Source organism: Microbacterium sp. KNMS, from assembly GCF_053851835.1.
Window position 1 is genome coordinate 25,756 of sequence record NZ_JBSQBP010000017.1, and the last position, 20,880, is coordinate 46,635.

Sequence of the window (20,880 nt, forward strand, 5' to 3'; positions counted from 1 at the left end):
CGCGTCAGCGCAGGCGGCGGATGACGGCGGCCGGCACGCCGCCGACCATGGTGTCGTCCGGCACGTCCGAGGTCACGACCGCGCCCGCCGCGATGACGCACCCGGCGCCGATCCGGACGCCCCCGACGACCGTGACGGCCGCGCCGATCCAGGTGCCGTCGCCGACCGAGATCGGCTCGTGCCGCACGTCGCCCGCGCGCTTGTCGTGCCCGCCGATCTCATGCGTGTCGGTGATGAGACGCACGAACGGCCCGAGGTTCACGCGGTCGCCGAGGCGCGTGCCGGGGCGGATGTACGCGTCCCGGTTGATGAAGACGTCCTCGCCGATCTCGACGGGGCCGAGGATCTCGGCCCCGCGGTAGATCTTCGTCCGGGCGCCGATCGCGATGTCGCGATCGCCGTCGCGGTGGAGGAGCTTGACCGACGGGTCGACGACCGCGTCCTCGGCGATGGTCAGCACGGGCTCAGCGCTTCTCGTCCTGCGCGGCGGGAGCGTCGAGCGGCGGCATGGTGCGCCACGAGCGGTCCTTCGCGATGCGGCGTCCGTCGCGCATGCCGCGGAAGAGATTGCTCGTTCCCCGCACGGTCCGCTCCACGGCGATGAGGCGGATGAGCTCCTTGGCGAAGGTCAGCGCCGTGCCGAGGGCGAAGAGGACGGGGCGGTACGCGCCGTGCTCGGCGAAGTAGTGCCGCATGATGCCGCGGTTGCGCATGATGTAGTAGCGGTACGCGTTGCTCGAGGCGTTGAGATGGCGCACGCCCATGTCCCACTGCTTGATCTCGCGCGTGCGGCGCAGCACGAACTCGTTGACGATCGCGGATGTCGTCTGGAGCGACGCGAGCCATCCGTACACCGAGTCGTCCCAGTAGATGAAGAAGCGCGGATCGGGCAGCCCGACCTTCTGCACGATGTCGCGGTGGATGAACATCCCCTCGAAGCACCCGGAGTTCATCTCGCGGTACCCCGTGGCATCGAAGCCGGCCGGGGCGAAGGGGATCGGGATGCCGAGCGGGATCGACAGGCGGTACTGCCAGTAGAACTCGCTGCCGTCGTAGTCGTAGCGGCGCCCCTGGATGCTCTTGAAGCGCGGCGCCCACACGCCCATGCGGGCGAGCCCGTCGGGGAGCACCTCGACGTCGTCGTCCATGAGCCAGATCCAGGTCGAGCCGAGCTCGTACGCCACGCGCATGCCCTCGCTGAACCCGCCGGAGCCGCCCGTGTTCTCCTCGAGACGCCGGTAGACGATCTCGGTGCCGATCTCCGCGCGGAACGACTCGACGACCTCGGTCGTGTCGTCGGACGACGCGTTGTCGACGATGACGACGTGGCCCGGCTTCGGGTCCATCTCGCCGATCGAGACGAGCAGCTTCGACAGGAGGTGCGAGCGGTTGTAGGTGACGACCACGATGGTCGCGGTCGCCGGGTCGAACGCGCGCGGGTCGTAGCTCTGCTCCACGACGGACGTCTTCTCGCTCATGACTGCCTCTCGAAGATCTCGCGCCACGCGCCCTCGGACACGAGGCCGGGCAGCGCCTCACGGTACTCCCGCTGCAGGCGCGGCCACTCCCGTCGCAGGCGCGCGTGCAGCCGGATCGAGTCCAGGAGCATGCGCCGGTACAGCAGCCGGTCGCGCGTGTAGATGTTCTTGCCCGAGCCGTCCGCCGCGCTCACGAGCGCCGAGTCGTACAGCGGGACGCGCCACCAGTGCGCGTCGGACTTGCCGAACTCGACCTCGGGGCGCTCGACGTTGGCCGGGTCGGGCTCCCGCAGCCAGTGCGAGACCAGCGTCTGTGCGGTGAAGAGCCGCAGCCGCCATCCCGTGGGGCTGTCGAAGACATGCTGCTTGAGCCGCTGGAAGACCTGGCGCCCGCGCCGTGAGCGGATGACGACCTCGGGGTCGCGATGGACGACCGTCTCCGGGAAGCGGGCGGCGAGGGAGCGCGCCTCCGGCATCGCGGTCGCGAGGTTCTCCCGCAGGTGCGCGGGCCCGCGCAGCACGTCCCGCAGCGCGCGGTTCCGCAGCGCGACGGGGTAGTACTGCATCATCATCAGGTGCTTGAGGTCCACCCGGCGCGAGTGGCGGATGAGCGTGCCGCCGCGCGGCGCATTCGAGTGGAGGAGGCCGGCGACGATCCGGTTGCGCGCGTGGAAGTACGCCTGCCAGTCGATCGAGTCGTCCTTGCCGATCCAGGACACGTGCCACAGCGCGGCGCCGGGCAGCGACACCGTGGGGTAGCCGGCCTCGCGCGCGCGCAGGCAGAACTCGGCGTCGTCCCACTTGATGAACGCGGGCAGCGCGAGGCCCACCTCGCGGATGACCTGGGTCGGGATGAGGCACATCCACCAGCCGTTGTAGTCGGCGTCCATGCGCATGTGCAGCAGGGGCGTCTGCCGGATGTTCGCGCGACGGAAGTCGTGCGGCATCCTCTCCTGATACAGGTTGCGCCACATGAACGGCTGCTCGTCGACGACCTCCGCCCACGCGTGCAGCCGCGGGCGGTTGAGGAGATCGAACATGTGGGCGCCCACGAGCACAGGCTGCGTCGCGAAGCGCCCGAACGTGATCGAGCGGCGGATGGACTCCGGCTCGATGCGGACGTCGTCGTCGAGGAGCTGGATGAAGTCGCTCTCGGGGCGCTGCAGCGTCTCGTGCATCGCGCGCGCGAAGCCGCCGGAGCCGCCGAGGTTCGGCTGCTCGACGACCTGCAGCTGGTCGCCCAGGCGCGCCGCGACCTCGTCGTACCCGTCCTGGGCCGCGACCTTCTGCGTGCCCTGGTCGACGATGAAGATGCGGTCGACGAGCTCGAGCGCCTCGGGGGCGTCGGCGAGCGCGCCGAGCGTCGCGACGCAGTAGTCGGGCTTGTTGTACGTCGTGATCCCGAGCGACGCCTTGCCCGTGCGCGCGGGCTCCTGCTCGGTCGTCCACTCGCCGCCGGCGAGCACGACGTCCTCCGCGCCGGCCACGACGTCGAACCACAGCCATCCGCCGTCGCTGAACTGCGTGAGCGGGATGTCGAACACGGTCTCGGCGTCGCCGAACGCGTCCTTCGTGTCGATGCGCTGCTGGGCGGCGTCGCCCGTCGAGCGGTACACGAGCACGGTCGCCGTGCCCTCGGTGCGCACCGCGAGGCGCACCGAGCGGACGCTCGTCCAGTGCTGCCAGTACGACGCAGGGAAGGCGTTGAAGTACGTCGCGAACGACACGCGCGTCCCGGCCGGGATCCGCGCACGCGTGCGGCCGAGGATGTCGGAGAGATGCGCGACGTCGGAGACGCGGACCGGCTCCTCGTCGATCGTCGACCAGACCTCGGGATCGATGTACAGCGGCAGGAGGTCGGGATCGCGGTCGAGCGGGAAGACCACGCTCTGGAGGACGTGTGTCACGGCGAGAGCTCCGGGTGCGAGACGGGATCGGCGCCGGGTTCGGGCCGCCGTCGAGCCTATCGCGGCGGTGCCAGGGGATCCTGTGATTCGCCCCCGCTCGCCACGAGATCGAGGCTCTCGCGCCACGAGCGGGACTGGCCCGCGCGGACGGCGCACAGCACGAGCAGCAGCCAGCCGGCGCCCTCGAGCGTGAAGCTCTCGAACATCGAGTCGACGATGAGCGCCGCGAGCACGGCCGGGGTCCACGCGTACACCGTCGACTTCCGCTCGCTCGCGACGAGCCAGGAGCGCACGAACGCGACGCCGCAGAGGGCGGCGAAGAGCAGCAGGCCGACCCAGCCGAGCTGGAGCAGCACGTCGAAGTAGGCGTTGAGCGCCGAGCGGTGCGATTCGCCCAGGAGCACGTTGATGACGTTCATCGGGTACGCGTCGGCATCCCAGCCGCCGTGCCAGCCGAAGCCCTGGATCGGACGGTTGCCCACCCACGTGAGGATCGCGTTCCAGAGGTCGGCGCGCAGCGAGAAGCCCGCCGTCGCGTCGAGCCAGCGGAGGATCGGATGGCGCAGGGCGTAGGCGATCGACAGCGACAGCACGAGCGCTATGGCGAGCGTCCACTGCAGGGAGCGGCGCCGCTCGGGGGCCGCGCGGCGCACGAGGGTCAGGGCGAGCAGCGACACGGCGACGGACAGCGCGAGGACAACCGCCGTCGGGGAGGCCGACAGCACCGCGAGCAGGGCCGCGAGCGTGATCGAGAACGCGGCCTTCTGCGGCGGGACGGACTGGGTGCGCCACTCGACGAGGAACGTGACGAGGGCGACGATCGCGACGAACCCGAGCATGTTGCGGGTGCCGAAGAGGCCCTGGATCGGGCCCCCGTTCGCGATCTGGCCCGCGATCCCGAGGAACGGGAACGGCATGTCGAGGAGGATCCCGGAGAGGATCTCGAGGGCGAGGGATGCCGCGAGCAGCCACCGCAGGACGTCGCCGATGGCGCGCACCGTCTGCAGCGTGTCGCGGATGTGCGCGATCACGAGCGCGAGGAACCCGTAGGCGACCAGCGACATCCATCCGCCCAGGGTCGCGTCGTCGTCGTTCGACCAGATCGTCGAGACGAGCGCCCACACGAGGAACACCACGAAGCTCGTGGGGGCGAACCCGAGGGGGCGCAGCTCGCGCCGCCGTGCCGCGATGATGCCGATGCCGAGCACGACGAGCGACACGATGACGGTCGCGAGGGTCACGCGCCCCGCGGTGCGCTCGACCGCGTGCGACCCGAAGGCCGCCAGCAGCGTCGCGAGCGTGTAGGCGCGCGCGACATCGGCCGAGCGCAGGAGGCGCGCCGCCATCCGCACGGGCGAGTACGGGTTCATCCGCGCCGCACCCGCAGCGGACGCCTCTCCGGCGCCGACGCCTCGGCGACCCCGACGTCGACGAGCGGGACGGATTTGATCTTGAAGGCGAGCAGCGTCACGAGCATCCAGCCCCACAGCATGATCGGCCCGGACTCGGTGAGCCCCTGCACGAGCAGCATCGCGACGACGAGGATCGGCAGCAGCGTGAGCGCCTGATAGGGGCGGTCAGCGCGGATGTCCCAGCGCGGGCGGTCGACGGCGAAGAACCACGCGCGCCACGTGAGCGCGGCGAACACGCCCGCGACGAGGGCCACGCCGATCGCTCCGAGCTGCAGGTAGACGTCGAGCCACATGTCGTGCGCGTGGAAGACCGTGATGCCGTGGTCGAGGATCCAGCCGTCGAAGGCCGGGTCCCAGGGGAGCCACGGGCTCGCGAAGCCGTTGCCGGCGACGGGCCGCGTGCTCGCGCGCTCGAGCACGGCCTGCCAGATGTCGCCGCGGCCGGTCAGGTCGCCCTCCCGCCCGACGAGCGCGAGCAGCCGCTCGCGCAGGAGCACCGCGGAGACGATCCCGACGACGGCCACGCCCGCGAAGACCGCATACAGCGGCGTGCGACCGCGCGGCAGCGCGGCGCGGCGGATGAGGAGGGCGGCGCAGAGGACGCCCGCGACCGCGACGAGCGCGACGAGCGTCGTGACGGATCCCGAGCGGAGGAGGAGGAAGGCCGCGACGGCGATCCAGACGATGCGGACGGCGGGCGACGGCGCCCGGTCGGCCAGCCGGATGCCGAACACGATGAGCGCGAGCAGGCACAGGATGCCGAGGAGGTTCGCGTTGCCGACGATGCCCTGCACGCGCCCGGGATCGAGCACGCTGTCGAGGAGATTGCCGCGGACCCAGTACCAGTGCGGGTCCGGATCGGCGGGGGCATCGGAGAAGTTCGGCAGGAGCGGCCGTCGGCGGATGCCCGCGACCCACAGCTCGAGGAGGAGCGAGAGGCCGAGCACCCAGCGCAGGGAGATCTCGAGGCAGCGGACGAGCTCGCGCCAGGTGAGGGCATCGGCGAGGAACAGCCCCTGCAGCGTCGCGGAGGCGAGGAGCAGCCAGGTCACCGCCGTCGCGGCCGGCCACGCCGACCACAGGAGCGACAGCAGCGCGAAGGCCGCATAGGCGAGCCCGAGCCAGGGGAGCCGACGCCACGCGAACGGCGTCGTCCGCCGCGAGCGCCGCAGGCGCGGCAGCCAGATGGCGAGGGTCGCGAGCGTGAGCGCTCCGAGCAGGACCGCGGCCCCGGCCATCCCGGCGAGGTTGTACCAGAACGAGTGAGCGAGCGCGGAGAACACCACGAGAACCGCGTATGCGCGCAGCAGGAGGTGCCCCGTCTTCTCGCGCTCCGGCGCGGTGGGCGGGTCCGCGACCGGATGGCGGCTCAGCTGCGTCATCGCGCACCAGGCTACCGTCCGCCACGCGCGGGCACCCTAAGGTGGGATCGTGCTCGTACCGCTCACCAATGTCCCGCGCGACTACGCCTGGGGATCGCGTTCGCTGCTCGCCGCTCTCGAGGGCCGGGAGCCGGCCGAGGGGCCGGAGGCCGAGGTCTGGTTCGGAAACCATCCGTCGGATCCCGCTGACCTCGCGGACGGCAGCGGCCGCACCCTCGACGCGTGGATCGCGGACAACGGCGTGCACGTCTCGCCGACCGGGCGCCTGCCGTACCTGCTCAAGCTGCTCGCGGCCGGGTCGCCGCTGTCGATCCAGGTGCACCCCACCAAGGCGCAGGCCGAGGAGGGATTCGCGCGCGAGGCATCGCTCGACGCCGACGCTCCCCGCAACTACGTCGACGACAACCACAAGCCCGAGATCATCGTGGCGCTGAGCGACCGCTTCGAGGCGCTCTGCGGGCTGCGCGACCTCGACGCGACGCGGCGCCTGCTCGATGCGATCGGACCCGCAGCCGCGCCGCTGCGCGATCGCCTCGTCGACGCGGAGGGCCTGCGCCAGGCGCTCGGTTGGCTGCTGGGCGGCGACGCGGCGGAGACGGTCTCGGAGATCATCGCGGCCCTCGACGAGGCCCAGTCGACCGAGTTCGCGGCCGAGCTCGCGAACGCGCGCCGGGTTGCATCGATCTATCCCGGCGACCCGGGCGTCGTCGTCGCGCTCCTCATGAACTACGTGCTCCTGCGGCGCGGCGAGGGGCTGTTCCTCGGCGCGGGTCAGCTGCACGCGTACGTCTCGGGCCTCGGCGTCGAGCTGATGGCCGCGAGCGACAACGTGCTCCGCGGCGGCCTCACCCCCAAGCGGATCGACGTCGACGAGCTCCTCGCGATCGTCGACCCGACCCCGGGCGAGGTGCCCGTCGTGCTCCCCGTCGCGGTCGACCACGGCAGCCGCGGCGTCGAGGCGTTCCCGGTGCCGGTCGCGGACTTCCGGCTCCTGCGCGTGCGCGCGGGCGAGGACGAGGAGGCGAGCCTGCGCCCCGCTGGCCCCGCGATCGTGCTCGCGACGGCCGGCACGGTCACGGTGTCCGACGGCGGCGACGCGGTCGAGCTCGTGCCGGGACGCGCTCTCTTCGCGACGCCCGACACGGCGCAGCTGCGGTTCGACGGCGACGGCGAGGTCTTCGTCGCCGAGCCGGGCGCTGCGGCCTGACGCGGCGGGACGCGCTGCAGCACGGCGCGTCCCGGTGTCGGCGACACGCCTCGCCGACACGCCGACACGCCCGGTGAACCTTCAATCTCCCCTTCAGGGTTTACGATCCGCGACTTGACCTATCCGAATCACACGGTTGTAATTAGGTGCACACGCTGCCCGCGTGGGGGGATAGGACAAGGGGTGGGAGAGCGACGATGGCGACTTCGCAGTATCGATCCGGAGTTCCCGACAACTGGTTCGTGGATCCGGTCGACCTCGGTGTTCCCGGAGTGCGGCCTGCGACCGAGGAGGACACGGCGCTCGCCTGGCAGAGCGACGCGCTGTGCGCCCAGACGGACCCCGAGGCGTTCTTCCCCGAGAAGGGCGGCTCGACCCGCGACGCGAAGCGCATCTGCGCGACGTGCGACGTGCGCGCCCAGTGCCTCGAGTACGCGCTCCAGAACGACGAGCGGTTCGGGATCTGGGGCGGCCTGAGCGAGCGCGAGCGCCGCAAGCTCAAGCGCCGCGCGAGCTGACCCGCCTGGGAATCCGCCCGCCCGGCGCGCCGGTGGACGGCTCGACGCGGCCCCCGGCTTAGGCTTGCCGGGTCATGCCCGCCGCAGTCCACGCCGTCCTCGTCGCGCGCTCATCCCCGGAAGCCGTGAAGGTGCTCGGCCGCACCCTCGAGGCCGTCCGCTCGCAGACCCGTCCGGTCGACGCGCTCACGATCGTGGTGTGCGGTCCGATCGCTCCCGTGCGCGAGCTCGTGTCGGCGTCCGGCGCCGAGGGCGTGATCGAGGCGTCCGCCGCGACGCCGTTCGCGGCCGCCGTGGAGTTCGCGCTGCGACGCGTCACGCCCGGGGCGTCGGTCTGGCTGCTCGCCCATGACGCGACACCCGATGCCACCGCCCTCGCGGCCCTCGCGGGCGAGCTCGAGCGCGGGCCGTCGATCGCGATCGCCGCCCCCAAGCTCGTCGACGCGGACGACGCCGACCGCATCGTCTCCCTCGGGCAGAGCATGACCCGGTTCGGCCGCGCCGTCGAGCTCGCCGACGGCGAGTTCGATCAGGGGCAGTACGACGCGCTCGACGACGTGCTCGGCTCCGACATCCGCGGCGTTCTCGTCCGCGGCGAGGTCGTCGCCGACCTCGTGCCCGATCGCGCGCTCCTCGGCGTCGACGAGGGCCTCGACCTCGGTGTGCGCGCGCACCTCGCCGGCCGGCGCGTCGCGCTCGTCCCGCGTGCCCGCGTCGCCGTGCCGAGACCGGCGCGGAAGCGGATGCGCGACGACTTCCGTCAGCGCACCGCCCAGCTGCATCGCCGACTCGCGTACGCGCCCGCCTGGGCCGTCCTGCTGCACTGGCTCTCCTTCCTGCCGCTCGCCCTGTGGAAGACGGCCGTCCAGCTCATCGCGAAGAACCCGGCCTTCGTGCCCGCCGAATGGGCGGCCGCGATCGTCGCGATGGCCCGGATCCCGGCCGTGGCGCGCTCGCGCGCGCGCATCCGCCGGACGCGCCGTGCCTCGTGGGCCGCGGTCGACGCCCTCCGGGCCACCCGCGAGAGCCTGCGCGAGCGACAGGCCTCGCACGACCATCCGGTCGTCCGCCGCGAGCTGCGCTTCTTCAGCGGCGGCGGCGCGTGGGCTGTGCTCGCCGCCGGCGTCGTGAGCGTCGTCGCCTTCCTCGCGCTCCTGTCCTGGCCGGGCGTCGCGGGCGGCGCTCTGCTGCCCCTCGCGCGCACCGTGTCGGGGCTGTGGGCCGAGGCCGCCTTCGGCCGCCGCGCGGTCGGGCTCGACGTCGTGTCGCCGGCCGACCCGTTCGCGGCCGTGACTGCCCTGCTGGGGTCGCTGTGGCCGGGCAGCCCGTCGTTCGCGCTGCTCGCGCTGTGGCTGCTCGCCCTCCCGCTGGCGGTGCTCGGGGCCTGGTTCGCCGCGACGCGCGTCACGGTGCGCTCGGGGCTGCGTGTCGTGATGGCGGCGCTCTGGGCGCTCGCGCCGAGCTTCCTCTCGGCGCTCGTCGACCCCCGTCCTGCGGCGGTCCTCGTGCACCTGCTCCTGCCGTGGCTGCTCTTCGCCGGCGCCGCGGCGCACCGGTCCTGGGGTGCTGCCGGCACCGCGTCGCTCCTGCTGGCCGCGGTCGTCGCGTGCGCGCCGTCGCTGGCCCCTGCGCTCGTCGTCGTGTGGGCGCTCGGGCTCGTCCTGACCTGCGCGCTGCGCCCGCGGGGCATCGCGCGCGTCGTGTGGACGCTCGTCCCCAGCGCGGCGCTCGCGTTCCCGGTCGTCCTCGCGCAGCTCGATCGCGGGACGCCGTGGGCGCTGCTGGCCGATCCCGGGCGACCGTGGGCAGGACCCGTGCTCGCGGCCGATGAGCGCTGGCGGATCGCGCTGGGCTTCCCGACGTCCGACCCGGGCGGATGGGGCGGCTTCCTCGCGGGCCTCGGGCTCCCGGCCGAGACGTGGTGGGTGCCGATCCTGCTCGCGCCGGTCGCGCTCGCCGCGCTCGTCGCGCCGCTCACGCGCCGCTGGCGGGCGGGGATCGCGATGATCGTGGTCGCCGTGCTCGGCCTCGCGACGGCCGGCGCCGCAATGTCCGTCCAGGTCGCGTGGGCGCAGTCGCAGCCCGTCGCCGTCTGGCCCGGTGCGGGGCTCAGCCTCGCGTGGCTCGGCCTCGTCGCGGCAGCGGTCATCGCCTTCGACGTCGGCTTCGCGCCGCGCGCGGTCCTGCGCGCCGCCGCGCTCATCGCCACCGCGTGCGTGTTGCTGGCCGCCATCCCTTCGCTCACCGCCGTCCACCGCGGGCAGGCGGCGCTGCGCAGCGGAACCGACACGACCCTGCCCGCGTACGTCTCGGCGCAGGCCGCGATCGCCGAGGACGTCGCGACCCTCGTGCTCGCGCCCCAGCCCGACGGGGGCGTCGCGGCATCCGTCGTCTGGGGGGCGAGCGAGACGCTCGGCGGCCAGTCGACGCTGCAGTCCACGCAGCCCGCTCTCTCCGACGGCGACCGGCGCATCGCGGAGATCGCGACCGACCTCGTGGCCGGGTCCTCGGCCGACGCGACCGGGGCGCTCGCCGAGCGCGGCGTGGGATTCGTGCTGCTGGCCGCGGAGGGCGAGGACACCGACGCCGCGCGCGTGCTGCGCCTCTCCGCCGCGACCGCGATCGATCAGCGGGCCGGGCTCGTGCGCGTGGGGGAGACGCCGCGCGGCGTGCTCTGGAGCGTCGACGTCGATCGCGCGCCGCGACCGGCGATCTCGGACGACGACGCGCAGACCGCTCGGGGGATCGCGCTCATCCAGCTCATCGCGGTCGCCGTCGCGCTGCTGCTCGCCGTGCCGACGCCCGCGTCGCATCGCGCGGCTCGCCGGAAGCCGCGTGTGATCGCCGCCGAGTACGAGGAGGCCTCATGAGCAGGGCGACCGTGTCGGCGCGCATCGGCATCGGCGCCGTCGTCTCGGCGGCGGCGGTCGTCGCCGCGCTCGGCGTCGGAGTCGTCCCGTGGCCCGTCGTGGGAGGCGAGGCGCCTGCGGTCGACGTGGCGCCGGCGCCCGCCGAGACGGTGCTCGCATGCGACGGCCCCCTGCTCGCGCTCGGACGCTCGGCCGAGGACGCGGGCGGGCTCACCGCGGCCGCCGACCCGCGCGTGGTCTCGGGCAGCACGGCCGACGGCGAGCCCGAGCGCGTCGACCTCACCGTCGCGGGCGTCGACGGAGCGGCCGTGCCCGTCTTCCGGCAGAGCCCGGACGGGCGCGAGGCGGTTCCGGTCGCGGCGGCCTCCTCGTTCGAGACCGACGACCTCGACCTCGGCGGCTTCGCGGCGTCGGAGTGCCGCCGACCCCTCATGGAGTCCTGGATCGTGGGCGGCGATGTCACGACGGGCTCCACGGGCATCCTCCTCATCGCGAACCCGACCGACGTCAACGCGGTCGTCGCGCTCGACGTCTTCGGCGTGGACGGCCGGCGCACGCCCGTCGGGTCCGACGCGATCGCCATCCCCGCGGGCGAGCAGGTGGCCATCCCGCTCGCCGGGATCGCCGAGGGCGAGGAGGCGCCGTCCGTCCGGGTGACCGCCGACGGCGCCCCTGTGCGCGTCACACTGCAGTCGAGCCTCGTGCGCACGCTCGAGCCCGGGGGCATCGACCTGCAGCCATCCGTCGCGCCCGCACCGGTCCAGGCCATCCCCGGCATCAGCGTGACGCGCGAGGCGAGCGAGAGCGAGAACTCGGCGGGGCTCGTGCGACTGCTCTCCACGTCGGACGCGACGGCGACCGTGACCGTGCTGCCCGAGGGCGGGGGATCGCCCGCGCGCGCGCCCGAGCAGGTCGCCCTGACCGCCGACCAGCCGATGTCGGTCGACATCGGCGGACTCCCCGAGGGGCGCTACACGGTGCTCGTCGAGTCGGATCAGCCGCTCGTCGCGGCGGCGTGGCAGGCCACGGGGTTCGGCGCGGGCTCCGACTACGCCTGGTACGCGGCGGCTCCCGCGCTCGATGCGCCGACCGCGTTCGCCGTCCCCGACGGTCCGGGCGCGCGCCTCAGCGTCTACAACCCCGGAGACGAGGACACCGCCGTCGCGATCACGCGCGGCGACGAGTCGCAGACCCTCGAGGTGCCGGCGGGCGGCTTCGCGTCCGTCGAGCTCGCCGAGGCGGGCGTCTTCGTGCTCGACCCCGGCGGGTCGGCCGTGCACGCGTCGGTCGGGTTCGAGAGCGGGTCGGCCCTCGCCGGTCTCCCGGTCGAGCGCGATGCGGCCGCGCCGCAGGACGTCCGCGTCTACCCGTGACCGGTCAGAACCAGCGGTAGCGGTCGGGCGCGAGGTCCCACGGATCGCGGTCGAGGTAGTCGGCCGCCGCGCGGAAGACCGCGCCCTCGATCACGAGCCGGCGGTGGAAGTCGTCGGCGCGCGCGAGGCCGATCGAGCCGTGGATGCGGCTGAGCCGCTCGACGGGGATGCGGAAGAGGATGATCCGACGCGCCGCGCGGTCGATGCGCCACCGCGGGATGCCGTCCTCCGATGGCTCGGCGGGAAGGCCGGCGATCTCGAAGCTCACGTCGCGCAGCTCGGGCCACGCCCCGCGCAGGTACTCGGCGGCCGAGCCGACGGCGACGTCGAACCGCTCGTAGCGGGTGTCGACGGGCGGCAGCGGAGGGCGCACGATCGAGCTGCGGCCCGTCCGACCGTGGCGGCCGTGCCGTCCCGTCGAGCGCCGCACGACGGGACGGGGTGCGCGATTCCACCACTTCATGCCTCCCAGCTTAGGCTCGCGCGCTGCGCGTCGTCGCTGTCCGGCGCCGCGGCCTCGATAGGCTGTCCGGGATGCGCGAGAGACTGTGCTCGAAGGTGGGCTGCGCCCGCGAGGCCGTGACGACCATGACCTACGACTATGCCGACCAGATGGCGGCCGTCGGACCGCTCGGCGCGGGCGACGACCCGCACGCGCACGATCTCTGCGCGTTCCACACCGAGCGGCTGTCCGTCCCGCAGGGGTGGGTCGTCTTCCGCCACGAGACCCTGCGCGCCTAGCGGGCGCCCGGCCATCCCTATCCGGAGACGAGCCGCGGGGTTCCCGCCTCGTACTCCGTGAGTCCTCCGGTCTCGCCGGCCCTGGCCGCCCTCCGCCCCACGAAGAGCATGTAGAAGAGGAAGACGCCGAGCGCGAGCGCGCCGATGCCGATCTTGAGCCACCACGGCCAGGGCTGGCCGGTCACGAATCCCTCGACGACGCCCGACAGGGCGAGGGCGAACACGAGCCCGATGGCGATCGTCGCGAGCGAGAGCCCGGCGTCCGCGAGCGCGGCGAGCCGGGTGCGCGGGCCCGGCGCGACGAGAGCCCAGAAGATGTGGAGCCCGGCCGCGCCCGCGACGAAGATGCAGGTCATCTCGAGGAGACCGTGCGGGAGGATGTACAGCACGAACACGTCGCCCCGATCGAACGCGAACATGACGGCGGCCGCCGTCCCCAGTCCGACCGCGTTCTGCATGAGGACGTAGACGGGGAACACCCCCGTGACGCCGAACAGCACGCACTGCGCGGCGATCCACGCGTTGTTCGTCCACACCATGCCGGCGAACACGGCGGCCGGGTTCTCGGTGTAGTACTCGGTGAACTGCTCGCGCGCGTAGTGCTCGAGAGCGGCCTGCGGCCCCAGCGAGGCGACGAGGGCCGGGTCGCTCGAGACCCACGCCGCGACGAGGGCCACGACCGCGACGAAGAGGGCCGCGATGACGAGCGTCGTCCACCGGACGCGGTACAGGGCCGCGGGGAGCTGGCGGGCGAAGAACCGGGGAAGGGTCCGCAGGACGTTCTCCGGCGCGCCCGTCAGCCGCAGGCGGGCGCGCGACAGCATCGTCGAGACGTGGTCGCCCTGCGGCGTGCGCCCCGCACTCGTCTTGATGTCGGCGAGGTCCGCCGACGCCGCCTGGTAGCGGGCGACGAGCTCGTCGACCTCGGGGCCCGTGAGCCGACGGCTCTTCGAGAGCGCGTCGAGCCGCGCCCATTCGCGGGCGCGAGCGGCCGTGAGCGCGTCGAGGTTCACCTGATTAACTGTACGCATGTCGACGCCATCCGCTCCGGCGCGCGCCACGGTGCAGGCGGTCCGTGACGACGAGGTGCTCACGGGAGAGGCCGTCGCGCTCGACATCCAGCCGGTCGGGCTCGTGCTGCGCGCCACCGGCGCCCTCATCGACGTGGTCGTGTCGATCGGGCTCTACGTGCTCTTCGCGCTCGCCGTCTGGCGCCTGCTCGACCTCGGCGTCCTCGACGATGCCACGATGCGCATCGCGCTCGTCGTCATGCTCGTGATCGTGCTCGTCCTCCTGCCGACGACGGTCGAGACGCTCACGAAGGGGCGCAGCCTCGGCAAGCTCGTCGTCGGCGGTCGCGTCGTCCGCTCGGACGGCGGGGCGATCGGGTTCCGGCACGCGCTCATCCGCGCCCTGGTCGGCGTCTTCGAGACGTACATGACCGCCGGGGGGACGGCGCTCCTCGTCGGGATGTTCACGCCGCGCTCGCAGCGTCTCGGAGATCTCGTGGCCGGCACCTATGCCGAGCGCACCCGCACGCCGCGGCTGCCGCCGGCCGACTTCTCCCTCCCGGCGGGCATGGAGTCGTGGGCCGCGATCGCCGACGTCGGGCGGATGCCGGAACGGCTCGGGCGCCGCGTCTCGCAGTTCGTCGCGGGCGCTGGCCGGATGTTCCCCGCCGCGCGCGAGCGCGTCGCACATGACCTCGCACGCGAGATCGCCCCGTTCGTCAGCCCGCTTCCGCCCGTGCCGCCCGAGATCCTGCTGCGCGCGGTCGTCGCCGCGCGGCGCGATCGGGAGCTGCGCGCCCTGGCTCTGCAGGACGAGCGCGTCGCGCGGCTCGCCCGCTGACGTCGGCTCAGCGGCGATCGAGGAAGATCAGGCGGCAGGCGAAGCCGGCGAGCACGGCGCCCACGAGCGGGAAGACGAGGAACGGCCACAGCTGCGCGAGCGCCGCGCCGCCGCCGTAGACGGCGGTCGCGATCGAGCGGGCAGGGTTGACGGACGCGCCGTCGACGACGATGCCGACGAGGTGGATGAGCGCGAGCGCGAGGCCGATCGCGCCCGGAGCGAGCGCCGTGCCGCGCTCGGGATGGGTCGCTCCGAGGACGACGAGGACGAGCACCGCCGTCAGCACGACCTCGGCGATGATCGCGGCCGGGAGGTCGAACCCGCCCGGCGACCGCTCGCCCCAGCCGTTGCTCGCGAACCCTCCGTTCTGCGCGGCCTCGAGCCATCCGGCGGGCCCGAACAGGCCGATCAGCACGAGGAGGGTCGTCGCGACCGCACCGCCGATCACCTGGACGAGGGCGTACTTCCACACCTCCGCCCACGGGAACCGTCCTGCCACGGCGAGGCCCAGGGTGACCGCGGGATTGAAGTGCGCACCCGAGACGCCCGCGAACGCGGCTGCGCCCACCGCGGCGGAGAGGCCGAAGGCCGCCGCGGTGGCGAGGTACACGATGCCCGGTGCGAACGCGTCGCCCGCGTCGGCGAGATGCGCCGCGAACAGGGCCGTGCCGACGCCGCCGAACACGAGGAGGAAGGTCCCGACGGCCTCGGCCATGAGGCGCGCAGCGGGCGTCGTCGGGGCGGGGGAGGTGCTCTCGGACATGACATCCTCTCGGGCGGATGGTCTGCTCTCGCTTGCATCGTGGCACACGGTGCCGAGGATCGGGGCAGGGCGCGTGCACGGCGGGGGACACGCCGGGAGCGGCCCTTGTTTTGAAGAGTTCAAAACGATGGCTAGCATGGACGACGTGACCCTCACCCCGCCCGCCCCCGACGCGGAGGTCGCCATCCGCGCCGTCGGGCTGCGCGTGACGACTCCGCGACGAGCCGTCTACACGGCCCTCGCGACGATGCCGCATGCGCGCGCCGACGAGGTTTTCGACCGCGTGCGCGACACCGTGCCGGGCACGAGCCTGCAGGCCGTGTACAACGTCCTCGGCGACTTCGTCGAGGCCGGACTCGCGCGGCGCATCGAGCCGAGCGGTCAGCCGGGCCTCTTCGAGCTGCGCGTCGGCGACAACCACCACCACGTCGTGTGCACGTCGTGCGGGCGCGTCGACGACATCGACTGCGTGCAGGGCGCGGCCCCGTGCCTGCACCCCGCTCACGAGACCGGCTTCCGCATCCAGGTCGCCGAGGTGACGTTCTGGGGCGTGTGCCCCGACTGCGACGCCTCGTCCGGCGACTCCTGACCGACCCCTCCTTCCGCGAACGAAAGGACATCCATGAGCAGCGACACGATCACGGGCTGCCCCGTCATCCACGACGGCTCCGCCGACGACACGACCCGCCTGCCCGCGGCCGACCTGCCGGCGAGCGAGCCGCGCGCCGACCTCGTCCACCCCACCCAGGGCGACCCGAACCGGGAATGGTGGCCCGAGCGCCTGAACCTCAAGCTGCTCGCGAAGAACCCCGCGGTCTCCGACCCGTTCGCGGATGAGGACTTCGACTACGCGGCGGCCTTCCAGTCCCTCGACCTCGCCGCGGTGAAGGCCGACATCGCGGAGACGCTCACGACCTCGCAGCCGTGGTGGCCCGCCGACTTCGGCCACTACGGCCCGCTCATCGTGCGCATGGCTTGGCACAGCGCCGGCACCTACCGGGCGACGGACGGCCGCGGCGGTGCGGGAGCCGGACAGCAGCGCTTCGCTCCGCTGAACAGCTGGCCTGACAACGCGAACCTCGACAAGGCGCGCCGCATCCTCTGGCCCGTGAAGAAGAAGTACGGCAAGAGCCTCTCGTGGGCCGACCTGATGATCCTCGCGGGCAACGTCGCGCTCGAGACGATGGGCCTGAAGACGTTCGGCTTCGCCGGCGGCCGCGCCGACGTCTGGGAGCCGGACGACGACGTGTACTGGGGCGCCGAGAAGATCTGGCTCGGAAGCGACAAGCGCTTCTCGGGCGACCGCGAGCTCGAGAAGCCGCTCGCGGCGACGCACATGGGCCTCATCTACGTGAACCCCGAGGGCCCCGAGGGCGTGCCGGACCCGCTCGCCGCGGCCGACGACATCCGCACCACCTTCCGCCGCATGGGCATGGAGGACGACGAGACCGTCGCCCTCATCGCGGGCGGTCACACGTTCGGCAAGACGCACGGCGCCGCACCCGACACGCACGTGGGCGACAACCCCGAGGCCGCGGGCCTCGAGGAGCAGGGCCTCGGCTGGAAGAGCTCGCACGGCTCGGGCAAGGGCGACGACACGATCACGTCGGGTCTCGAGGTCACGTGGACCTACCACCCGACCCGCTGGGACAACGAGTTCTTCCACATCCTCTTCGGCTACGAGTGGGAGCTCATGGAGAGCCCCGCCGGCGCCAAGCAGTGGCGACCGAAGAACGGCGGCGGCAGCGACATGGTTCCGCTCGCGCACTCGGACGGCAAGCGCGAGCCGCGCATGCTGACGACCGACCTCGCCCTGCGCGAGGACCCGTCGTTCCGCGAGATCTCGCTGCGCTTCCGCGACGACCAGGACGCCTTCAGCGACGCGTTCGCCCGTGCGTGGTTCAAGCTCACGCACCGCGACATGGGCCCGAAGGCCCGCTACCTCGGCCCCGAGGTGCCCGCCGAGGACCTCATCTGGCAGGACCCGCTCCCCGCGGTGGACCACGAGCTCATCGACGCGGCGGACGCCGTCGTGCTCAAGGAGCAGATCCTCGCGTCGGGCCTCACGGTGGCCGAGCTCGTCTCGACGACCTGGGCCGCCGCTTCGACCTTCCGCGGCGGCGACAAGCGCGGCGGCGTCAACGGCGCGCGCATCCGCCTCGCCCCGCAGAAGGACTGGGACGTCAACAACCCCGAGCAGCTCGCGAAGGTGATCGGGGTGCTCGAGGGCATCCAGGCCTCGTTCAACGCCGCGCAGACGGGCGACAAGCGGGTGTCGCTCGCCGACCTCATCGTGCTCGCGGGCAACGCGGGTGTCGAGAAGGCCGCGGAGGACGCCGGCGTCGAGGTGCGGGTCCCCTTCCACCCGGGTCGCACCGACGCCACGCAGGAGCAGACCGACGTCGCCTCGTTCGGCTACCTCGAGCCCATCGCCGACGGCTTCCGCAACTACACCGGGCCCGACGCGACGCTCCCCGCGGAGTACCTCCTCATCGACAAGGCGAACCTCCTCACGCTGAGCGCGCCCGAGATGACGGTCCTCGTCGGCGGGCTGCGCGTGCTCGGCGCCAACTGGGACGGCTCGCCGTACGGCGTGTTCACCGACCGCCCCGGCACGCTCACGAACGACTTCTTCGTGAACCTGCTCGACCTCGGCAAGACGTGGCGTCCGCTCGACCCGGGCAAGCACGCGTTCGAGGCCACGGACGACGTCACGGGCGAGGTCTTCGGCCGCGGCACGCGCGTCGACCTCGTGTTCGGCTCGAACTCGGAGCTGCGCGCGCTCGCCGAGGTCTACGCGAGCGACGACGCGCACGAGAAGTTCGTGCGCGACTTCGTGAAGGCGTGGACGAAGGTCACGGAGCTCGACCGCTTCGACCTGGCCTGAGCCCGCCGCGGAGCGGCCCGTCCCCGTCGGGGGCGGGCCGCTCCGCCGTGTCCGGGGTCCGGAGCGGGGTTCTTGCCGCGAAGGGTCGGTGTGGGATGGCGGTGGCGACCGTTCGCGGCAAGGGCCGGGGGATGGGGCCCGGGGCAAGGGGCCCGGGGCAAGGGCCCGGGCGGCGGCGCCGCGAGGGAGGCCGGCTCCCGGTCGCGGGTGTCCCTACAGGCGCCCGGCCCGCTTGAGCGCGAGGTACCGGTCGGCGACGAGCGGCGGGAGGTCGTCCGGCGACGCCGAGATGGCGTCGGCGCCGGCCCGCTCGATCGCCCGCGCCACGCGCCGCGCGGCCGAGAGCCCGGCCTCGGCGGCGGCTGCGCGGTACACGGCGTCGGTCGACCCCCGCTCGCGCGCCGCGCTCTCGAGGGTCGTGTCGGTGGCGGCGCCGACGAGCACGACCGTGCCGCGACGCGCCGCCGACGGGAGGACGCCGAGGAACGCGCGCGAGGCGTCGACGGACTCCTGGGCCGTGAGCAGCACGAGCAGCGACGGGTGCGGGGCGAGCCGGCGCGCCTGCGCGAGCGCGGCATCCCAGTCGGTGTCGATGAGCTGGGCGTCCACGGGAGCGAGGGCGTCGACGAGTGCGGGCAGGAGCGCGGGCCCCTCGACGCCCGTGACGCGCGCGCGCACGACCCTGTCGAACGCGACGAGATGCACGTGGTCGCCCGCGCGCTGCGCGAGCGCCGACAGGAGGAGCGCGGCCTCGAACGCCGCCTCGAGACGCGTGCTGTCTCCGACGCGCGCAGCGGACGTCCGGCCCGTGTCGATCACGATGACGACGTGGCGGTCGCGCTCGGGTCGCCACGTGCGGAGCATGGTCGTGGACGCGCGGGCAGTGGCCCGCCAGTCGATCGAGCGCACGTCGTCCCCGCGCACGTACTCGCGGAGCGAGTCGAACTCGGTGCCCTGACCGCGGACCTGGATGCTCGTGTTGCCGTCGAGCTCGCGCAGCCGCGCGACGCGGCTCGCGAGGTGGCGGCGGCTGTGGAAGGGCGGCAGGACGCGGATGGCCCCCGGGGCCGCGATCACGGCCTGGCGCCCCGCCATGCCCAGCGGGCCCGCGCTGCGCACGGCGACGAACGCGGAGCGCAGCTCGCCGCGCCGCCGGGGGAGGAGCGGGACGCGGTAGGCCCGGGACTCGCCGGGCGGCACGTCGATCGCCAGGCGCTCGGCGGGAGCCCCCGCGGTCGGCTGCCACGCGTCCCTCGCGCGCCCGCGCAGGCGGCGCTGGCCCGTGTTCACGAGGCGGACGAGGGCAGATGCCGGCTCGCCCAGCCGGACGCGGGCCGGGGCCTCGCGCAGCACGCGGAGGGCGCGCGGGTCGGCCGCGGCGGCGACGTCGGCGACGAGCACCGCCGCGCACACGACGAGCCACATCGCGAGCACGGCCCATGGCGCCGAGCCGCCCAGCAGGACGACGGGCACGATCCCGCAGCCCACGAGCACGGCGAAGCGGCCGGTCAGGTACATGGCGACCTCCGCGCGCTCAGAGCGGGACCGGCGTCTGCTGCAGCACGGAGGTCAGCACGGCCTCGACCGAGACGCCCTCGATCTCGGCGTCGGCTCGGAGGCGGATGCGGTGTCGCCACACGGGCACGATCATCGCCTGCACGTGATCGGGCGTGATCGCGGGGTAGCCGCCGAGCCAGGCCCATGCCTTGGCCGCCGCCAGCAGAGCGGTCGCCGCTCGCGGGCTCGCGCCCAGCTGCACGGAGGGGCTCTGCCGGGTCGCGCGCGCGAGGTCGACGATGTAGGCGAGCACGTCGTCGGTGACCGTCACCGCCTCGACCGCCCGCTGCGCGGACGCGATGTCGGACGCCGTCACGACCGCCTCGACCCCGTCGAGCGCGCGCGGCGAGAACCCGTCGGCGTGGCGGCGGAGCACGGCGACCTCGGCATCGCGTGCGGGCACCTCGACGACGAGCTTCATGAGAAAGCGGTCGAGCTGCGCTTCCGGCAGCGTGTACGTGCCCTCGTGCTCGATCGGGTTCTGGGTCGCCGCCACGAGGAACGGAGCAGGCAGCGGGCGCGTGACGCCGTCGGTCGAGACCTGCCGCTCCTCCATCGCCTCGAGCAGGGCGGCCTGGGTCTTCGGAGGTGTGCGGTTGATCTCGTCGGCGAGGAGGATGTGCGTGAACACCGGGCCCTCGCGGAACTCGAACTCGCCCGAGCGGGCGTCGTAGATGAGCGAGCCGGACACGTCGCCCGGCATGAGGTCGGGCGTGAACTGGACGCGCTTGGTGTCGAGGCCCAGCGCCCGGCTGAAGGTGCGCACGAGGAGCGTCTTCGCGACGCCGGGCACGCCCTCGAGCAGCACGTGGCCGCGGGCGAGCAGCGCGATGAGCAGGCCGCTCACGGCGCCGTCCTGGCCGACGACGGCCTTGCCGATCTCCTGGCGCACGCGCCCCATCGCCTCGCGGAGCGCCGCGGGATCGCCGTTCGG

The 20,880-nt window shown here is 73.4% G+C and carries 18 protein-coding genes; 8 read left to right on the forward strand and 10 right to left on the reverse strand.

Annotated elements, in window-relative coordinates:
- Positions 1-4: 4 nt before the first annotated feature.
- The 5 genes from ACWXWW_RS11655 to ACWXWW_RS11675 are packed head-to-tail and all read right to left on the reverse strand — an operon-like array spanning position 5 to position 6,179.
- Complete coding sequence (locus ACWXWW_RS11655; RefSeq protein ID WP_271172833.1) at positions 5-460, reverse strand: acyltransferase; 456 nt, start codon at positions 458-460, stop codon at positions 5-7.
- Between the two features lie 4 nt (positions 461-464).
- On the reverse strand, positions 465-1,478 hold the full coding sequence (locus ACWXWW_RS11660) for a glycosyltransferase family 2 protein (RefSeq protein ID WP_324014271.1): 1,014 nt from the start codon (positions 1,476-1,478) through the stop codon (positions 465-467).
- Positions 1,475-3,385 (reverse strand): glycosyltransferase, encoded by a 1,911-nt coding sequence (locus ACWXWW_RS11665; RefSeq protein ID WP_455970017.1) that lies wholly within the window; start codon positions 3,383-3,385, stop codon positions 1,475-1,477. The genes ACWXWW_RS11660 and ACWXWW_RS11665 overlap by 4 nt, the downstream gene beginning before the upstream one ends.
- A 56-nt stretch (positions 3,386-3,441) precedes the next feature.
- Entirely contained in the window at positions 3,442-4,755 is a 1,314-nt protein-coding gene (locus ACWXWW_RS11670; protein WP_421074337.1) for an O-antigen ligase family protein, read from the reverse strand.
- Positions 4,752-6,179: an O-antigen ligase family protein gene (locus tag ACWXWW_RS11675; RefSeq protein WP_455970018.1), complete on the reverse strand. Its 1,428-nt coding sequence runs from the start codon at positions 6,177-6,179 to the stop codon at positions 4,752-4,754. The genes ACWXWW_RS11670 and ACWXWW_RS11675 overlap by 4 nt, the downstream gene beginning before the upstream one ends.
- Positions 6,180-6,228: 49 nt before the next feature.
- Between ACWXWW_RS11675 and manA the strand changes: the two genes are divergently transcribed.
- The 4 genes from manA (at position 6,229) to ACWXWW_RS11695 (ending at position 12,147) form a co-directional block, all read left to right on the forward strand.
- Positions 6,229-7,386, forward strand: a complete 1,158-nt coding sequence (manA, locus tag ACWXWW_RS11680) for a mannose-6-phosphate isomerase, class I (RefSeq protein WP_455970019.1) — start codon at positions 6,229-6,231, stop codon at positions 7,384-7,386.
- Positions 7,387-7,583: 197 nt separating this feature from the next.
- Positions 7,584-7,904, forward strand: a complete 321-nt coding sequence (locus tag ACWXWW_RS11685; RefSeq protein ID WP_271172827.1) for a WhiB family transcriptional regulator — start codon at positions 7,584-7,586, stop codon at positions 7,902-7,904.
- A 74-nt stretch (positions 7,905-7,978) separates the two neighbouring features.
- Positions 7,979-10,774: a glycosyltransferase gene (locus ACWXWW_RS11690; RefSeq protein ID WP_455970020.1), complete on the forward strand. Its 2,796-nt coding sequence runs from the start codon at positions 7,979-7,981 to the stop codon at positions 10,772-10,774.
- A complete protein-coding gene (locus ACWXWW_RS11695) occupies positions 10,771-12,147 on the forward strand; it encodes a DUF5719 family protein (RefSeq protein ID WP_455970021.1) in 1,377 nt (458 codons plus the stop codon). The genes ACWXWW_RS11690 and ACWXWW_RS11695 overlap by 4 nt, the downstream gene beginning before the upstream one ends.
- 4 nt (positions 12,148-12,151) lie before the next feature.
- On the opposite strand, the gene ACWXWW_RS11700 is transcribed toward ACWXWW_RS11695, so the two are convergent.
- Positions 12,152-12,610, reverse strand: coding sequence for a hypothetical protein (locus tag ACWXWW_RS11700; protein ID WP_421074342.1), 459 nt, complete (start codon positions 12,608-12,610; stop codon positions 12,152-12,154).
- 71 nt (positions 12,611-12,681) lie between these two features.
- On the opposite strand from ACWXWW_RS11700, the gene ACWXWW_RS11705 reads away from it, so the two are divergent.
- On the forward strand, positions 12,682-12,888 hold the full coding sequence (locus ACWXWW_RS11705) for a DUF3499 family protein (protein WP_271172823.1): 207 nt from the start codon (positions 12,682-12,684) through the stop codon (positions 12,886-12,888).
- Positions 12,889-12,905: 17 nt separating this feature from the next.
- On the opposite strand, the gene ACWXWW_RS11710 is transcribed toward ACWXWW_RS11705, so the two are convergent.
- Entirely contained in the window at positions 12,906-13,901 is a 996-nt protein-coding gene (locus ACWXWW_RS11710) for a stage II sporulation protein M (protein WP_455970022.1), read from the reverse strand.
- Between the two features lie 16 nt (positions 13,902-13,917).
- Here ACWXWW_RS11710 and ACWXWW_RS11715 point away from each other — a divergent pair, with 16 nt between their 5' ends.
- Positions 13,918-14,739: an RDD family protein gene (locus ACWXWW_RS11715; RefSeq protein ID WP_455970023.1), complete on the forward strand. Its 822-nt coding sequence runs from the start codon at positions 13,918-13,920 to the stop codon at positions 14,737-14,739.
- A 7-nt stretch (positions 14,740-14,746) separates the two neighbouring features.
- Here the strand turns inward: ACWXWW_RS11715 and ACWXWW_RS11720 are convergent, their stop codons facing one another.
- Positions 14,747-15,502, reverse strand: a complete 756-nt coding sequence (locus ACWXWW_RS11720) for an aquaporin (protein WP_271172821.1) — start codon at positions 15,500-15,502, stop codon at positions 14,747-14,749.
- 127 nt (positions 15,503-15,629) lie between these two features.
- On the opposite strand from ACWXWW_RS11720, the gene ACWXWW_RS11725 reads away from it, so the two are divergent.
- Entirely contained in the window at positions 15,630-16,091 is a 462-nt protein-coding gene (locus tag ACWXWW_RS11725; protein ID WP_455970024.1) for a Fur family transcriptional regulator, read from the forward strand.
- Between the two features lie 33 nt (positions 16,092-16,124).
- Positions 16,125-18,389, forward strand: coding sequence for a catalase/peroxidase HPI (gene katG, locus ACWXWW_RS11730; protein WP_455970025.1), 2,265 nt, complete (start codon positions 16,125-16,127; stop codon positions 18,387-18,389).
- 213 nt (positions 18,390-18,602) lie between these two features.
- Here katG and ACWXWW_RS11735 read toward each other — a convergent pair whose 3' ends face one another.
- On the reverse strand, positions 18,603-19,907 hold the full coding sequence (locus ACWXWW_RS11735; protein ID WP_455970026.1) for a DUF58 domain-containing protein: 1,305 nt from the start codon (positions 19,905-19,907) through the stop codon (positions 18,603-18,605).
- Positions 19,908-19,923: 16 nt separating this feature from the next.
- Complete coding sequence (locus ACWXWW_RS11740; RefSeq protein WP_271172865.1) at positions 19,924-20,847, reverse strand: AAA family ATPase; 924 nt, start codon at positions 20,845-20,847, stop codon at positions 19,924-19,926.
- Positions 20,848-20,880: the final 33 nt, after the last annotated feature.

Bases quoted from the DNA above. Each gene is read 5' to 3' on its own strand.
- ACWXWW_RS11675 (WP_455970018.1), bottom strand. From the start codon at position 6,179: ATGACGCAGCTGAGCCGCCATCCGGTCGCGGACCCGCCCACCGCGCCG.
- ACWXWW_RS11660 (WP_324014271.1), bottom strand. From the start codon at position 1,478: ATGAGCGAGAAGACGTCCGTCGTGGAGCAGAGCTACGACCCGCGCGCG.
- ACWXWW_RS11715 (WP_455970023.1), top strand. From the start codon at position 13,918: ATGTCGACGCCATCCGCTCCGGCGCGCGCCACGGTGCAGGCGGTCCGT.
- ACWXWW_RS11705 (WP_271172823.1), top strand. From the start codon at position 12,682: ATGCGCGAGAGACTGTGCTCGAAGGTGGGCTGCGCCCGCGAGGCCGTG.
- ACWXWW_RS11720 (WP_271172821.1), bottom strand. From the start codon at position 15,502: ATGTCCGAGAGCACCTCCCCCGCCCCGACGACGCCCGCTGCGCGCCTC.
- ACWXWW_RS11740 (WP_271172865.1), bottom strand. From the start codon at position 20,847: ATGGGGCGCGTGCGCCAGGAGATCGGCAAGGCCGTCGTCGGCCAGGAC.
- ACWXWW_RS11690 (WP_455970020.1), top strand. From the start codon at position 7,979: ATGCCCGCCGCAGTCCACGCCGTCCTCGTCGCGCGCTCATCCCCGGAA.
- ACWXWW_RS11695 (WP_455970021.1), top strand. From the start codon at position 10,771: ATGAGCAGGGCGACCGTGTCGGCGCGCATCGGCATCGGCGCCGTCGTC.
- ACWXWW_RS11725 (WP_455970024.1), top strand. From the start codon at position 15,630: ATGGCTAGCATGGACGACGTGACCCTCACCCCGCCCGCCCCCGACGCG.
- ACWXWW_RS11685 (WP_271172827.1), top strand. From the start codon at position 7,584: ATGGCGACTTCGCAGTATCGATCCGGAGTTCCCGACAACTGGTTCGTG.
- ACWXWW_RS11735 (WP_455970026.1), bottom strand. From the start codon at position 19,907: ATGTACCTGACCGGCCGCTTCGCCGTGCTCGTGGGCTGCGGGATCGTG.
- ACWXWW_RS11670 (WP_421074337.1), bottom strand. From the start codon at position 4,755: ATGAACCCGTACTCGCCCGTGCGGATGGCGGCGCGCCTCCTGCGCTCG.
- ACWXWW_RS11700 (WP_421074342.1), bottom strand. From the start codon at position 12,610: ATGAAGTGGTGGAATCGCGCACCCCGTCCCGTCGTGCGGCGCTCGACG.
- katG (WP_455970025.1), top strand. From the start codon at position 16,125: ATGAGCAGCGACACGATCACGGGCTGCCCCGTCATCCACGACGGCTCC.